The organism is Mesorhizobium loti (genome assembly GCF_013170705.1).
Lineage (GTDB): Bacteria > Pseudomonadota > Alphaproteobacteria > Rhizobiales > Rhizobiaceae > Mesorhizobium > Mesorhizobium loti_D.
This window is the reverse complement of the sequence record NZ_CP033334.1, coordinates 656,201-671,614: the sequence shown is the minus strand read 5'-3', so window position 1 is coordinate 671,614 and position 15,414 is coordinate 656,201. Positions and strand designations below refer to the sequence as shown.

Annotated in this window: 14 protein-coding genes; 7 read left to right on the top strand and 7 right to left on the bottom strand. The window is 61.9% G+C overall.

Annotated features, from left to right (window positions below):
* The first annotated feature begins 200 nt into the window (after positions 1 to 200).
* The 7 genes from EB815_RS03135 (at position 201) to EB815_RS03105 (ending at position 7,914) form a co-directional block, all read left to right on the top strand.
* Entirely contained in the window at positions 201 to 1,394 is a 1,194-nt protein-coding gene (locus tag EB815_RS03135; protein WP_155772476.1) for a M48 family metalloprotease, read from the top strand.
* Positions 1,395 to 1,523: 129 nt separating this feature from the next.
* The gene (locus EB815_RS03130) at positions 1,524 to 2,441 is read left to right on the top strand and encodes an AraC family transcriptional regulator (protein ID WP_056568493.1); all 918 of its coding nucleotides are present in this window, start codon (positions 1,524 to 1,526) and stop codon (positions 2,439 to 2,441) included.
* Between the two features lie 283 nt (positions 2,442 to 2,724).
* Positions 2,725 to 3,957: an ABC transporter substrate-binding protein gene (locus EB815_RS03125; RefSeq protein WP_244494030.1), complete on the top strand. Its 1,233-nt coding sequence runs from the start codon at positions 2,725 to 2,727 to the stop codon at positions 3,955 to 3,957.
* A 130-nt stretch (positions 3,958 to 4,087) separates the two neighbouring features.
* Positions 4,088 to 4,954, top strand: a complete 867-nt coding sequence (locus EB815_RS03120; protein WP_056568498.1) for a carbohydrate ABC transporter permease — start codon at positions 4,088 to 4,090, stop codon at positions 4,952 to 4,954.
* Entirely contained in the window at positions 4,951 to 5,763 is an 813-nt protein-coding gene (locus tag EB815_RS03115; protein ID WP_056568500.1) for a carbohydrate ABC transporter permease, read from the top strand. Before EB815_RS03120 ends, EB815_RS03115 begins: the two co-directional genes overlap by 4 nt.
* A gap of 16 nt (positions 5,764 to 5,779) precedes the next feature.
* The gene (locus EB815_RS03110; protein WP_056568502.1) at positions 5,780 to 6,826 is read left to right on the top strand and encodes an NAD(P)-dependent alcohol dehydrogenase; all 1,047 of its coding nucleotides are present in this window, start codon (positions 5,780 to 5,782) and stop codon (positions 6,824 to 6,826) included.
* Between the two features lie 2 nt (positions 6,827 to 6,828).
* Positions 6,829 to 7,914 (top strand): ABC transporter ATP-binding protein, encoded by a 1,086-nt coding sequence (locus EB815_RS03105; RefSeq protein WP_056568504.1) that lies wholly within the window; start codon positions 6,829 to 6,831, stop codon positions 7,912 to 7,914.
* Positions 7,915 to 7,922: 8 nt separating this feature from the next.
* Here EB815_RS03105 and EB815_RS03100 read toward each other — a convergent pair whose 3' ends face one another.
* The 7 genes from EB815_RS03100 to EB815_RS03070 all read right to left on the bottom strand — a co-directional run bounded on the left by EB815_RS03100 (position 7,923) and on the right by EB815_RS03070 (position 15,387).
* Positions 7,923 to 9,509 (bottom strand): FGGY-family carbohydrate kinase, encoded by a 1,587-nt coding sequence (locus EB815_RS03100; RefSeq protein WP_056568507.1) that lies wholly within the window; start codon positions 9,507 to 9,509, stop codon positions 7,923 to 7,925.
* Positions 9,506 to 10,189: an HAD family hydrolase gene (locus EB815_RS03095; RefSeq protein WP_056568510.1), complete on the bottom strand. Its 684-nt coding sequence runs from the start codon at positions 10,187 to 10,189 to the stop codon at positions 9,506 to 9,508. Before EB815_RS03095 ends, EB815_RS03100 begins: the two co-directional genes overlap by 4 nt.
* Before the next feature lie 15 nt (positions 10,190 to 10,204).
* The gene (locus EB815_RS03090) at positions 10,205 to 11,683 is read right to left on the bottom strand and encodes a mannitol dehydrogenase family protein (RefSeq protein WP_056568514.1); all 1,479 of its coding nucleotides are present in this window, start codon (positions 11,681 to 11,683) and stop codon (positions 10,205 to 10,207) included.
* A gap of 153 nt (positions 11,684 to 11,836) precedes the next feature.
* Entirely contained in the window at positions 11,837 to 12,607 is a 771-nt protein-coding gene (locus EB815_RS03085) for an L-iditol 2-dehydrogenase (RefSeq protein WP_056568517.1), read from the bottom strand.
* A complete protein-coding gene (locus EB815_RS03080; protein ID WP_056568520.1) occupies positions 12,604 to 13,608 on the bottom strand; it encodes an ABC transporter ATP-binding protein in 1,005 nt (334 codons plus the stop codon). The genes EB815_RS03085 and EB815_RS03080 overlap by 4 nt, the downstream gene beginning before the upstream one ends.
* 70 nt (positions 13,609 to 13,678) lie before the next feature.
* A complete protein-coding gene (locus EB815_RS03075) occupies positions 13,679 to 14,503 on the bottom strand; it encodes a carbohydrate ABC transporter permease (protein WP_056568523.1) in 825 nt (274 codons plus the stop codon).
* 11 nt (positions 14,504 to 14,514) lie between these two features.
* Positions 14,515 to 15,387: a carbohydrate ABC transporter permease gene (locus tag EB815_RS03070; RefSeq protein WP_056568526.1), complete on the bottom strand. Its 873-nt coding sequence runs from the start codon at positions 15,385 to 15,387 to the stop codon at positions 14,515 to 14,517.
* Positions 15,388 to 15,414 lie beyond the last annotated feature (27 nt).

The window sequence follows — 15,414 nt, the reverse complement described above, 5'->3', positions numbered from 1 at the left end:
TTTGCGCCGTCTATTGAACGAAATGCGACATGAAGGCAAGGGAGGAGGAGCGGGTACCGATTGAGCCAGATGGCAAACTTGCACCTCTCAGCAAAGACTAGCGCCGGCATTGCCGTAGGGGCACGAACAGTTAGATTGGTAACCACATTTGGTTTCAGGTCGACCGCCTCAAGCGGAGCAACTACGAAAGTTACGTCTGGATGGACGAAGAGAAAATCAGGCAGGCGCTTATCCTGTTTCCTGGATCGCGCCGCGCGGCTAACGGTGTCATCGTCGGAGATGAGGAGGGCAGTTTCTATATCACCGATTTCGGCCCGAGAGATGAGGAGCTAACTCCAGAAGAGGATTTTCTTGTTCCTTTTTGCGCAAAGAAAGAGATAATTCGGCTAAGGTCACTTAAAACATCCCATGACTATCTACTTCGGCTTAGAGCAATTACCATAGCCGATTCAAGCCGCCTAAATCGTGTCATGATTGAACGTCGAAAGAAATTTGAGAGAGGGGGCCGTATATGGACACTCTCCGGATACTACGATACTTTTAATAAATACCATAGGAATTACATATTGAAGATTCCGCACAAAGATCGAAAAGCTTTAAGATCGGTTCCATCCGGATTTGTGCCGCTGATAGAAGCTAACGCCATTTGCCTGAAATCGGTTCTTGGCGAAGTAGTTATAGTATCCGAGGCGTTAAAATATTTCTATTACTACATGACAATCTGCCTTCACGGGACCCGCTATGGAATTCTGCCAGAAGATTGCGTAAACGCAGGCTTAATAGGCCTTCGCGTTATGGTTGGTAGTGAGGCTCAGGATTTCGATATCGATCCGCGAGGGATTTTGCCAAAACCAGTTGAAGCAGCGATCCGACAGAGCGTTGATGCGATGGTTGAGTTTACCTATGGTCACGAATACGCTCACTTTCTACTTGGTCATCTATCGTCGGTGGCAGAATTAAGGATGGCAGATCGCAATGAAGATCAAATTATTTATGAGCACGCCTTTGAATATGAGGCAGATTTACACGCAATTAGAGTGGTAACAAATCGCGATTATCGTTCGAAGTTAGCCGTAGCTGCTTTTAATATTTTTCTTTATCTATACCTTATCGAATTTATGGCTGTTGAGCATTCCGATGTCCCGAATTTTGCCGTGTCGAGAACGCATCCGGCCCCCCTAGATAGGCTAAGAAATCTGCGCGAAACCCTTGGGAATAAGGATCTTCCGAAGCGACACGAACTTGGAATGGCCATTTTTGAAGTCCGGAGAATGGCCAGTATTATACTTGAAAGAATAAAGGCATCTAGTAGGAGCGACGTTCTTACGGCTTATGGATCGGTTTACATGCATGGACTAGGTGGTAAAGAGAGGCGAGATCGTATCGACTACTGACCCAAGTCATAGCCTATCAGGGCATGAACTGCGCAAACAGGCAGCTAGTCGGCTGCTTGTTATCTTGCCGGCCCGATATGCTGAGGATTGGCCGGGAGATACATAACCGGTGAGTTCCGGGAGGTATGAATGCAGTTCAAGCGCAGAAAAAACCCCGTTGCCACGCTTCGCACAGCACCAGCCTTCGAACATATCGTCACCGAAGCCAGCGACAGCTTTCTGTGGCGGCTCGACGACTATCCCTGGGAGCGCAATGTCTGGAATTTCCACCCCGAGTACGAAATCCACCTGCTGCGGAAATCCTCCGGCGTGGTCCTGGTCGGCGATCACATTGGCGAGTTCGGGCCTGGCTACCTGACCATCGTCGGCGGCGGCCTGCCGCATGACTGGGTGACGGCGGTGCAGCCGGGCGAGCTGATCGAAGGCCGCGACATCGTCCTGCAATTCGACGCGCAGAGGTTGCGCGGCTCGGCGGGCCTGTTGCCCGAACTGCGCGAACTGGAGCCGTTCCTGGAGCGGTCGCTGCGCGGCATGGTCTTTCACGGTCGCACGGCGCTGGAGGGCGCCGAACTGATGGAGCGGATGGGGACGGTGCATGGGCTCGCCCGCCTCTGCCTGTTCCTCGAGCTCGTCGACCTCCTGGCCAGGACCGACGAGTACGAACTCTTGTCTTCGCCGGATTTCTCCCCGGTTCTCGATGCCGCGTCGCTCGACATCATCCAGCGCACGCTGACCTATCTGTTCCAGCACTTCGCCGAGGATCTGAAGCTGCCCGACGTGGCCGAGCTCGCGGGAATGACGGAGAGCACATTTTCGCGCTTCTTCCAGAAAAACACCGGCAACTCCTTCAGCGACCACCTTGCCAAGCTCAGGCTCTGGCAGGCCTGCAAGCTGCTGGCGGATACCGATGTTGCCATCACCGACATCTGTTTCCAGGTCGGCTACATGAACATCTCGAACTTCAACCGCGCCTTCCTGCGCAAGCACAAGATGACGCCGTCATCCTACCGCAAGCTGTCGCGACAACGGTTGACGATGCGCGCATAACCACGCCCTGAAATCGACGGTTCGGATGCGATCGATACTCGTGTGACGGACTTTGTTCCGAGGCGCCATTTTTTGCGCTGCACAATGCATAAAAGTACATGTTTGCTGCAACGGGGCTTCTAGCTTGGTCCGGCTGAACTCCTCATTTTGGCGATGGGTGGCTTGTCGCTCGGGCGATGGTGAGGATCGCAGACCCCGAGGATGTCCGCTTCCCGCGAGTGTTCCTGGAGGAGAAAAATCAATGAAACCAATTCGGCTCGCTGCGGGCTTGGGCGCAGCTTTCATGCTTTCCGCTACCGTATCAACCATCGCATTGGCGCAGGCGCCGGTCTGCACGGCGCCGGTCAAGGTGCTGGCGCAGCCACGCGACGGCCTGACGCTTCTGGAGGACTCCAAGGCCGAGTTCGAGAAGCTCGCCGGCGCCGGCTTCCAGATCGACTATCTGAACGAAAACGACCGCCGCGCGAAATCGCGCGCCGATGCGTCCACCGTCGGCAACTACAACGTCTACTACGTCGACGAAGCCAATGTCGCTCTGTTCGCCTCGTCGAAATGGATCGTGCCGCTGACCGACTATTATCCGGCTGACTATGACTACGCCGACTTCGATCCCGGCCGCCAGAAGGTCGCGACCTATGACGGCAAGGTCTGGTTCGCACCGCTGACTGGCGGCGGCGACCTGATGGTCTACCGCAAGGACGTGCTGGAGGCCGCCGGCATCCAGCCGCCGAAGACACTCGACGAGCTGATCGCCGATGTGCCAAAGCTAACCAATCCGGACAAGGGCATGTATGGCATCGCGCTGCGCGGCGCACGCGGTTCGGGCGCCAATGTCTGGCGCTGGATGCCCTTCTTCAAGGCCTATGGCGGTCAGTGGTTTGATGGCGGCAAGCCGGTCTTCAATTCGGACGCCGCCGTCAAGGCGACCGAAACCTATCTGAAACTCTTCAAGGACTCGGCCCCCGGCACGCAGACCGGCAGCTGGGATGAATCGACCGGCGCCTTCCTCTCCGGCCAGGTCGCCATCCTCGTCGAATCGACACCGCTGTCGGGCATGGCGGTCGATCCGAAGACCTCGCAGGTGGTCGGCAAGATCGGCTTCCTGCCGCCGCCCTCGCCACTGCCCGGCGGCGGTTACGGCCATGGCCTTGCCATCGCGGCGAAGGCCAATGCCGACGACGCTTCGAAGAAATGCGCCGGCCTGTTCATCGCCTGGGCAACCTCGAAGGAAAACGAGAAGCGCCGGCTCGACGCCCACCAGTTCGGCGAGCTGAACCGCACCAGCATCCTATCCAGCAAGGAATTCGCCGATATCTACGGCGCCGATCTCGGTCAGGCGCTAGCCGAGACCGGCAAGGTCACGGCGGTGAACTTCTGGCAGGATCCGCGCTGGCCCGATCTCGGCGACCGTTGGGGCATCATCCTCGAGGAACTGGTCACGGGCACCCGCACCGACATCAAGGGCGGCCTCAACGAGCTCGAGGCCTATGCCAACGATCTGGCGAAGAAGAAATAGAGCGATCCTCCCGCCCGTGGCGCGCGGTCCGCGGCATTGTCCGCAATGCCGGGACCTGCGCGCCGCGGGAACTTTGCCCAACGAGTAAGTCATGCCGACACGATCGAGACGCAAGCGAGGATAGATGCCAATGGCTCGACGCACGTCGCTCCCTGTCACCTTCGTCGTTCCGACCATCGCCATCCTGCTGGTGCTGTCGATGGTGCCGACGCTCTACGCCATTGTCATCGCCTTGCAGAACCGCGAGTTGAGCACACCCGATTATTCCTGGGTCTGGCTTTCGAACTTTTATGACTTGTTTCTCGACCGCCGCTTCCTCAACGCGGTCTGGGTGTCGGTGAAATGGGAGATCGTCACCGTCGTCGCGACGATGGTGGTGGCGATCGGGCTCGGGGTGCTGATGTTCGAGGTCGCCAGCCCACGCCTGCGCAATGTCTACTGCCTGCTGTTCATCATCCCGGTGCTTTTGCCGCGCGTCTCGGCTGCCTTCGTCTGGAAGTTCGCCTACCATCCGCTCTACGGCATCGCCACCTATCCCTACAGGCTCATCACCGGCGGGCTGATCTTCGATCCGTTGTCGAAGCCGGCGACGGCCTTGTTCGCCGTCGCTTCGGTCGATGTCTGGCAGTGGGGATTGTTCTTCGCCGTCATCGTGCTGAAGCTGCTCGAAACCCTGCCGCCGCAGCCGATCGAGGCGGCGCGGCTCGACCACGCCAAACGCTGGCAGATCCACGCCTATGTTACCTTGCCGATGCTGAAGGCGCCGTTGATCAGCCTGATGTTCGTGAAGATGATCGAATCACTGCGTTCCTTCGACCTGATCTACGTGATGACCCGCGGCGGACCGGGCGTGGCTACCGAAACGCTCGACATGTACGCCTTCTCGCAAGGCTTCATCGAGTCCGGCAAGGTCTCCTACGCCTCGGCCATGGCCGTGCTGATGATGATCGCCACCGTCATCACCTTCACCATGCTGTGGAAGCGGGTGCAGGCATGAAGCCCGGCAGATTGATCGGCAAGGCGATATTGGCGCTGGCAGGATTCCTGGCCGTGTTTCCGCTGCTGTGGACGGCGCTCAACGCGCTCAAGAACAATGTCGACATCATCACCCGCGTGCCGCGCCTGGTGTTCACGCCGACATCGGCCAACATCAGCTATATCCTCGGCCGCGACAGCGTGCTCACCGGGCTCTACAACTCCGTCGTCGCCTGCGGCTCGGCCGTGCTGATCGGCGTCGTGCTCGGCCTGCCGGCGGCCTACGCGGTGGCGCGCTACCCCAACCGATGGGCCGGCGACATCCAGTTCTTCGTGCTGTCGCTGCGCTTCCTGCCGCCGGTCGCGGTGGCCATTCCGCTGATGGTGATCTGGCTGCAGGTCGGTCTCTACGATACTTTGCCGGCGCTGATCATCACCTACTCGCTGCTCACCATCTCGGTGATCATGTGGCTCGCCATCCCCGCCTTCCAAGGCGTGCCGAAGGAGATCGAGGAAGCAGCCTTCGTCGACGGCTACGGTGCCTATTCGGTGTTCTGGCGCATTGCCTTGCCCGTCGCCGCCCGCTCCCTGGCAGGGGCGGTCGCCTTCAGCTTCGTGCTGGTCTGGAACGAATTCCTGATCGCGCTGATGCTGTCGAGTTCCAACGCCAAGACCTTGCCGATCGTCGCCTCGGAACTCTCCCAGCAGGGCATGAATGTGCCGTGGGGCATTCTGAACGCCTCGGTCGTGCTCCTGTCGCTGCCCCCGCTGCTGTTCCTCGGCGTGCTCAGCGGCTTCCTGAATTCCGTTTTCCGGCAAAAAAAGACTTGATGTGAGGATTTCCCCGATGCGGGCACTGGTGCTTGAGAAAAAAGGCGAACTGTCGCTGCGCGAGATCGCGTTGCCGCTCGATGTCGGGCCGGACGACGTCAGGATAGCCATCCACACGGTCGGCGTCTGCGGTAGCGACGTGCACTATTACACGCATGGCGCGATCGGCAGCTACGTCGTCCGCGCGCCGATGGTGCTCGGCCACGAGGCCGCGGGGACGGTCGTCGAGATTGGCTCCAATGTCGAGACGTTCAAGGTCGGCGACCGCGTCTGCATGGAACCGGGCGTGCCGAACCTGTCGTCGCGCGCGACAAAGCTCGGCATCTACAATGTCGACCCGGACGTACGCTTCTGGGCGACGCCGCCGGTGCATGGCGTGCTCGCGCCCTACGCCGTGCATCCGGCCGCCTTCACCTACAAACTGCCCGACAATGTCTCCTTCGCCGAGGGTGCGATGGTTGAACCCTTCGCCATCGGCATGCAGGCGGCAAGCCGTGCCAGGATCGTTCCGGGCGATGTCGCCGTCGTCGTCGGCTGCGGCCCGATCGGCATCATGATCGCGCTTGCCGCCCTTGCCGGCGGCTGTTCGAAAGTGCTGATCTCCGACTTTTCCGCGCCCAAGCTGGCGATCGCCGTGCAGTATGCCGGCGTCGTGCCGGTCAATATCGGCAAGGAGTCGCTGGCCGATGCCGTTGCCGCCGCGACCGGCAATTGGGGTGCCGATATCGTCTTCGAGGCCAGCGGCAATCCGAAGGCCTTTGCCGACCTGTTCAATGTCGTTCGGCCGGGCGGCGCGGTGGTGCTGGTCGGCCTGCCGGTGGAGCCGGTCGCACTCAACGTGCCGGCTGCGATCTCCAAGGAGGTGCGCATCGAGACGGTGTTCCGCTATGCCAACATCTTCGACCGCGCCTTGCAGCTGATCGCTTCCGGCAAGGTCGACCTCAAGCCGCTGATCACCGGCACCTATGATTTCTCCGACAGCATCAAGGCATTCGAGCGGGCTGCCGAGGGCAACCCGCAGGACGTCAAGCTGCAGATCCTGCTCAGCGGCGAGAAGGGCTGACCATGTCCGCGATCGTTTGCTCCCATGTCGACAAGGCCTATGGCGCCACCACGGTGATCCGCGATCTCAACCTCTCGATAGAGGAACACGAATTCGTCGTGTTCCTCGGCCCGTCCGGCTGCGGCAAGTCGACCTTGCTGCGCATGCTGGCGGGGCTGGAGGACATCAGCGGCGGGGAGGTCTCGATCGGCGGCAAGGTGGTCAACGATCTCGATCCGGGCGACCGCGGCATAGCCATGGTGTTCCAGAACTACGCGCTCTATCCGCACATGACGATCTTCGACAACATCGCCTTCGGGCTGCGGCGCCAGAAGGTGCCGCCAGCCGATATCCGCAAGCGGGTCGAAGCGGTGTCGCGGACGCTTGGGCTCGAACCCTATCTCGGCCGCAAGCCGGCCGAGCTTTCCGGCGGCCAGCAGCAGCGCGTGGCGATTGCGCGGGCCATGATCAAGACGCCAAAGGTGTTCCTGTTCGACGAGCCGCTTTCCAATCTCGACGCCAAATTGCGCAACCATATGCGCGTCGAGATCGCGCGCCTGCACCAGTCGTTGAAGACCACCACCGTCTACGTCACCCATGACCAGCTGGAGGCGATGACGCTGGCCGACCGCATCGTGCTGCTCAAGGACGGGGTCATCGAGCAGATCGGTTCTCCGGCGGAAATCTATCGGCGGCCCGGCAACATGTTCGTCGCCGGTTTCATCGGCACGCCGAACATGAATTTCATCGAAGTCACGGTCGGCCGCTCCGGCAATGGCTGGATATTGACCGGTGCCGGAACGGTTCTTTCGGTCGAGGGCCGGGAGTTTCACCTGCGACATGGCGACCGCGCCGTGCTGGGCATCAGGCCTCCGGACCTGAAGACGGCCGGAGCCCGTGCCGCCGGTATATTGCAAGGCACGGCCGATCTCATCGAATTCCACGGCAATGACGCGCTGGTGACATTCGGTTCCGGCGGCAAGGAGATCAGCGCGCTGGTTCCGGCACGTGAATGCCCGGCGCTGAACGCCCCCGTGCGCTACACATTCGAGGAAGAAAGCATCCATCTGTTCGACGCGGCTTCGGGCGCGTCGCTGCGCAAGCAATAGCGCAAAATCTACCGTATCGCGTCGAGCGCCTGCCGCTGCCGGTGCATTTCCAGGAAGATCCGGTAGTCGCGATCGAAACGGGCGCCGGCGGCCGGGTTGGCGGCACGCCTCTTGCCGCCCTGCTGCATGGCGAGACACGCGGCGTTGAGGTCGGGGAAAAGCCCGGCGGCGGTAGCGGCGACCATGCCGGTGCCGAGCAGCACCGCCTCGTCGGCCAGCGGTTCGACCACCGTGCAGCCGGTGGCATCGGCGTAGAGCTCCATCAGCAGCGGGTTCTTGGTGTGGCCGCCCGTGACATGCAGCGTGTCGATCAGATAGCCGTTCTCGTTCAGCGCCTCCAGCACATGACGCACGCCGAGCGCGATGCCGACGGCGGTGCGCCAGTAGAGCTTGCACAGGCTGTCGAAGGAGGAATCCAGCGTCAGGCCGCTGACGACGCCCACGGCATGCGGATCGGCCAGCGGCGAGCGGTTGCCGTGGAAGTCCGGCAGCACATGCAGCCGCGCGGCGAGGTTCTCCCCTTCGGCGGCGCGCAGTTCGGCGACACGGCTGGCGATCCTGGCGTGCATCGCGGCGTCGGGCTCGCCGCCGGCGCCGTGCCAGCGGATGATGTGGTCGAGCAGGGCGCCGGTGGCCGACTGGCCGCCTTCCGACAGCCACAGCTTCGGCAGCGCCGCGCCGTAATAGGGGCCCCAGACACCCGCGAAAGGCTGCGGATCGGGAGACATCGCCATGACGCAGCTCGACGTGCCGGCGATCAGCGCCAGGTGGCGGCCGATATCCTGCTCATCGCCGGCAAAGCCGCCAAGCACGCCAAGCGCGCCGGCATAGGCATCGATGACCCCGGCGCCGACCCGGCAGCTTTCCGTCAGGCCGAGCTCAGCCGCCGCTTGCGCCGTCAGCGGACCGATGTCGGCGCCGACCGGACTGGCGCGCTCCGGCAGATTGCCGTGCTCGAAAAGATCGCCCAGGCCGACGATTTCGAAGAAATCGCGCTGCCACGCAGTGTCTTCATGCGCCAGATAGGTCCACTTCGCCGTCAGCGTGCATTGCGAGCGGGCCAGCGACCCGGTCGCCTGCCAGGTCAGGAAGTCGGCCAGGTCAAATAGATAGCCGGCTTCATTCCAGGTCCTTGGCAGGTTGCGCTTGAGCCACATCAGCTTCGGCGTCGCCATCTCCGGCGACATCACGCCGCCAATATAGTTGAGCACCTCGTGGCTGGTCGCCGTGCATTCGTCGGCCTCGGCGATGGCGCGGTGGTCGAGCCAGACGATAGTGTCCCAACGCTTGTCGCCGGTAGTCGAAACGCTGAGCTGATCGCCCTGCCGGTCGCGCACCACAAGAGAACAGGTGGCATCGAAGGAGATGCCGACAATTTCGTGCGCCGCCACACCGGCTTTTTCACGGGCGGCACGCACGGCGGCGCAGACGGCCGACCAGATATCGCGTGAATCATGCTCGGCATGATCGGGTTTTGGCTGGTTCATGGCGATCGGCCGATCGGCACGGCCGAGCAAGGTACCACTGGCGTCGAGAATGCCCGCGCGAGCGCTCCCGGTGCCGACATCGACCGCGCAAACAAACTGTTTCGTCAAGATGCTCTAACTCTCGCTCCCAGGCCTGCAATCAGATCGGGCAATTGCAGCATGTCAGCGAATATAAAGTCCGGTTCACTCGACGCAAGCCGCGCTTTCAAGGCGGGGTTGCCGGCATGCGAGCCCCCGGTGAAGGCAAAGACGCGCATGCCGGCCGCGCGCGCCGCCGCGACGCCGGCCGGACTGTCCTCGATGACGAGGCATTTGCGCGGATGGGCTCGCATGGTGGTGGCGGCATGAAGGAAAAGATCGGGCGCCGGCTTTCCCTTGGCCACCATCGTGGCGCTGAACAGATGCGGCTCCATCAGTCCGAGCAGGCCGGTGACGTCGAGCGCGTAGCGAATGCGTTCCAGCGTGCCGGAAGAGGCGACGCAGAACGGCAGGCCAAGCCTGGGCAACATCTCCTTGATGCCAGGGATCGGCTTCAGCTCCTCACGGAACTTCCGCATCAGGTCGACGCGCATGGCGGTAAGGTGCTGGTCGGTGATCTCCAGGCCGAAGTCGCGGCCAAGCATCTCGCGCACGCTTTTCATGCTCTTGCCGAGGAAATGTTCATACGCGGCATCAACGCCGATATCGCCGCCGGCGAGTTCGATCATGCCAAGCAGCGCCGAGACGGAAAGCGCTTCGCTGTCGACCAGCACGCCATCGCAGTCGAAGATGACCAGTTCAGGCGTCATGATGTCGAATGGCTTTCAGAGCTTGCCGGCGAGATAGCGCGTCAGCGTGGCGCGGGCGCCATCGGCCCACAGGATGCCGAGCGCGTGGCTGAAGGCCTCGACGAATGCCGTTGCGTGGCCGACATCGCCATAGATGTCTTCCATCGCCAGCCAGGCGGCGGGCGCATCCTTTGCCGCCTTTGCCGTCGCCTGCAGCCGGTCCCAGCTCGGGTCGTTGGGTTCGATGACGGCGCCGCTGTCGGTCGTGCCGAAGCAGTAGCGGCACCAGAGGGCTGATTCCAGCGCCAGCCCGGCAACGCCTTTGCCGGTCTTGAGTCGGTCGGCGATGGTCGGGATGATGAATTTCGGCTGGCGATTGGAGCCGTCGAGGCAGAGCCGGCGCACCGTGTCGCCGATCTTGGGATTGGAGAAGCGCTTCTCGATGAGTTGGTAATAGTCCTCCAGCACCGTGTCCGGAACCGGCGGCACCGTCGGAATGATCTCGTCATGCTCGAGCTTGTCGAGAAAGCCGCGTACCAGCGGCTCCTGCATTGCCTCATGGACGAAGTGGATGTCCATCAGCCCGGCGGGATAGGCAATGGTGGCATGGCCGCCGTTGAGGATCCGGATTTTCATCAGCTCGTAGGGGGACACATCCTTGACGAACTGGACACCGACCTTCTCCAGGGCCGGCCGGCCGGCCGTGAAGTGATCCTCCAGCACCCATTGTTTGAAGGGCTCGCAGAACACCGGCCAATTGTCTTCCAGGCCGAAATCGTCGGCCAGAATCTTGCGCTCGCGGTCGGTGGTCGCCGGCGTGATTCGGTCAACCATGGCGTTTGGGAAGGCGACCTTGTCGCCCACCCATCCGGCAAGCTCTTCGTCGATCAGGCGGGCCAGCCCAATGACGCCGTCCGAGGTGACGTGGCCGTTATGGGGAATGTTGTCGCAGGACATGACGGTGAACGGCACAACGCCGTCAGCGCGCCGCCGCATCAGTCCGGCAAGGATGATGCCGAACACGGTTTTCGGGGTCGCGCCCGGTTGGGCGTCGGCGACGATGTCCGGATGAGCCGGGTTGAACTTGCCGGAGGCCGGGTCGATGAAGTAGCCGCCTTCGGTGATGGTCAGCGACACGATCTTGATCGCCGGATCGGCCAGCCTGGCTATGATGCCGGCGGCATCGCCCGGCGTCAGGAAGTCGACCATGGCGCCGGTGACGCGGGCGCTCATATGGCCGTCATCCTGCTCGACGACCGTGGTCAGCCAGTCCTGCTCCTGGAGCTTGCCGCGGCCGATCTTCTCGCCCTCGAACACACCGGCGCCGACCAGGGCCCAGTCATGGCCGACACCTGAATTGAACAGATCGTCGAGATAGACGGCCTGGTGCGAGCGGTGAAAATTGCCGACACCGAAATGCACGATGCCGGCCTTCAGTTTGGCACGGTCATATTTCGGACCCGCAACCTTGGCGGGAAGGTTCGCGAGATTGGCGGAAGAGAGTTTCACGGTCATCTGTTTTACCCTTTGGCCGGCTCCGGCCTCGTTACTCCGCCTCTCCCGGCCCAGCCGGAAGAGGATAAGGGCGGCATGCCCGCGAAGGCCAATGCAGCCTCTGATGTCGGCCTCTGCTCCTCGCGGAGGGACGAGAAACAGAGGCCGCCCCCCTCAACTCATCCACTGGCCGCCATCGACATTGTAGGTCTGGGCGACGATGTATTCGGCATCGGCGCTGGCGAGGAAGATCGCCATGCCGGCAAGGTCCTGGGCCGTGCCCATGCGGCCGTATGGCACCGCCTCGCCGACCAGTTTCTTCTTCTCGCCCCTGGGGCGGTTCTCGTATTTGGCGAACAGCGAATCGACATGATCCCAGTGCTCACCATCGACCACGCCGGGCGCGATGGCGTTGACATTGATGCGGTGCTTGATCAGGTCGAGCCCCGCCGACTGGGTAAGCGAGATGACGGCGGCCTTGGTGGCGCAGTAGACGCCGACCAGTGCCTCGCCGCGCCGTCCGGCCTGGCTCGCCATGTTGATGATCCTGCCACCCTTGCCCCGCGCGATCATCGAACGGGCGGCAGCCTGCAGCATGAACAAAGTGCCGGCGACATTGACCGAGAACAGTTTCTCGTAGCTCGCCCTGGAGATGTCGACGATCGGCGCCAGGTCGAACAGAGCGGCGTTGTTGATCAATATGTCGAGGCCGCCGGTCCGGCTCTCCACCGCCTTCACCGCGGCGTCGATCGACGACTGATCCGTGACGTCGAGTTTGACCGCATAGGCCTTGTCGCCGATCTCGGCGGCGGATTTCCGCGCCGCTTCGAGGTTGATGTCGGCAATCGCCACCGTGGCGCCCTCGCGCACATAGGCTTCGGCGAAGGCCCTGCCGATGCCCCGCGCCGATCCCGTGATCAGCGCCGATTTGTCCTTCAGCCTCACTTCGCCATCGCCTTGCCGTCAGGGCCGAAGCGATGCAGCTTGGCCTTGTCGGGGGTGAGATAGATCGTGTCGCCGTGATGGACGGCCAGCTCGCCGTCGGCGCGCACCGTCAGCGGACCGACGCCCTCGGCCTGGACATGCAGGAAAGTGTCGGAGCCAAGATGCTCGGCAACGCCGACGGTGGCCTTCCATTCGCCCGCCGTGGTCGAGATCTGCATATGCTCGGGCCTGATGCCGATGGTCTTGGCGCCATATTTGGCCGCCGGCGCGCCCTCGATGAGGTTCATCTTCGGTGAGCCGATGAAGCCGGCGACGAACAGATTGTTCGGGGTCTTGTAGAGCTCCATCGGTGAGCCGACCTGCTCGATGTTGCCTGCGTTCAGCACGACGATCTTGTCGGCCATGGTCATGGCTTCGACCTGGTCATGGGTGACATAGATCATGGTGGTCTTCAGCTGATGGTGCAGTTCGCTGATCTCCAGGCGCATGGTGCCGCGCAACGCGGCATCGAGGTTGGAGAGCGGCTCGTCGAACAGGAAGGCCGAAGGCTGACGCACGATGGCCCGGCCGATGGCGACGCGCTGGCGCTGGCCGCCGGAGAGCTGGCCCGGCCGGCGTTCGAGGTAGTTGGTGAGGTTGAGGACGCGTGCCGCGTCCTTCACCTTCCTGTCGATGGTGGCCTGGTCCTCGCCCGCCATCTTCAGCGGGAAGGCGATGTTCTTGGCCACGGTCATATGCGGGTAGAGCGCGTAGGACTGGAACACCATGGCCAGCTTGCGCTTGGCCGGCGCCTCGCCGGTGACGTCACGGCCGTCGATGTTGATGGTGCCGCCGCTGGTGTCCTCCAGCCCGGCTATCAGCCGCAGCAGCGTGGACTTGCCGCAACCCGACGGGCCGACGAAGACGACGAACTCGCCATTCTCGATCACCAGGTCGAGGCCGGGGATGATTGACGTCGCCCCGAAGGACTTGGAGACGTTCTTGAGCGTGATGTTTCCCATGGTTTCCTCCCCGAGGGGTTATTGTCCGTCGTCCGTTGCGTGCGGCGGTATTATTTCACGGCGCCGCCCGCTATTTGACCGCGCCGAAGGTCAGGCCGCGCACCAGCTGCTTCTGGCTGAACCAGCCCATGATCAGGATCGGCGCGATCGCCAATGTCGAGGCGGCCGAAAGCTTGGCCCAGAACAGGCCTTGCGGGCTGGAGAAGGAACTGATGAAGGCGGTCAGCGGAGCAGCATCCGTGGTGGTCAGGCGGATCGTCCAGAACGCCTCGTTCCAGGCCAGGATGATGTTCAGGAGCATGGTCGAGGCAATGCCGGGCACGGCCATCGGGGTCAGCACATAGATGATCTCGTTCCACAGCGAGGCGCCGTCCATCCGGGCCGCTTCCAGGATTTCGCCGGGGATCTCGCGGAAGTAGGTGTAGAGCATCCACACCACGATCGGCAGGTTGATCAGCATCAGCATGACCATCAGGCCGATGCGGCTGTCGAGCAGTCCGAGGTTGCGGAAGATCAGGTAGATCGGGAACAGCACGGCGACCGCGGGCATCATCTTGGTGGACAGCATCCACATCAGGATGTCCTTGGTCCGCTTGGTTGGCGAGAACGCCATCGACCATGCCGCCGGAATGGCGACCAGCAGTGCGAGGATGGTCGAGCCGACCGAGAGCAGCACCGAATTGAAGAAGAACTTGAAGTAGCCGCTCTGCGCCTGGACCTCGGTATAGCTCTCGAACGTTCCCGACGGGATCAGGTTGAAGCCCTGGATCGCCTCCTGTTCCGACTTGAACGAGGTGATGATCGTGTAGAGGATCGGGAAGAAGATCAGCAGGGCCACGATCCAGGCGGCAACCGTCGCGATCGTCTTGTGCTGGGTGGTGACTGCACGGGCCATCTTGTCCTCCCTTACTTGTCGAGGTTCTTGCCGACCGCGCGCATGGCGAAGAAGGCGACGATGTTGGCGAGAATGACGGCGATCACACCGCCCGCGGATGCCTGGCCGATTTTGAACTCCAGCAGCGCCTTCTGGTAGACGAGGAAGGGCAGGTTGGTGGAGGCGTAGCCGGGACCGCCATTGGTGGTGACGAGGATCTCGGCATAGACCGAGAGCAGGAAGATCGTCTGGATCAGGATGACCACGGTGATGGCGCGCGACATATGCGGCAGCGTCAGATAGATGAAGCGGCTGATGAAGCCGGCGCCGTCCATTTCGGCGGCTTCCTTCTGCTCGCCGTCGAGAGACTGCAGCGCGGTCAACAGGATCAGTGTCGCGAAAGGCAGCCACTGCCAGGCGACGATGATGATGATGGCCGTCAGCGGATGCTGCCCGAACCAGTCGATCGGTTGCATCCCGAAGAAGCGCGCTATGTCGGCGAACACCCCATATTGCGGGTGCATGATCATGTTCTTCCAGACCAGTGCGGCCACCGGCGGCATGACGAAGAACGGCGAAATGACGAGGATGCGCACGATCCCCTGACCCCACATCGGCTGGTCGATCAAGAGCGCCAGCAGGATGCCTCCGATCACCGTGATCAACAGGACACTGACCACCAGGATCAGGGTGTTGAGAATCGACTGCAGGAAGGCGGGGTTGGAATAGAACAGCGCGTAGTTGGAGAAACCGACGAATCCGTCGCGGATCGGGTTGAGCGGATTGTACTGCTGGAAGGAGAACCAGAGCGTGAGTGCCAGCGGCACGATCATCCAGACGAACAGCAGCACAACAGATGGCGCCATCATGAAACGGGCAAGCGAACGGGTCTGCTGAGTAGCCATGACGGTCACCCTTCAATGGTCAGACTG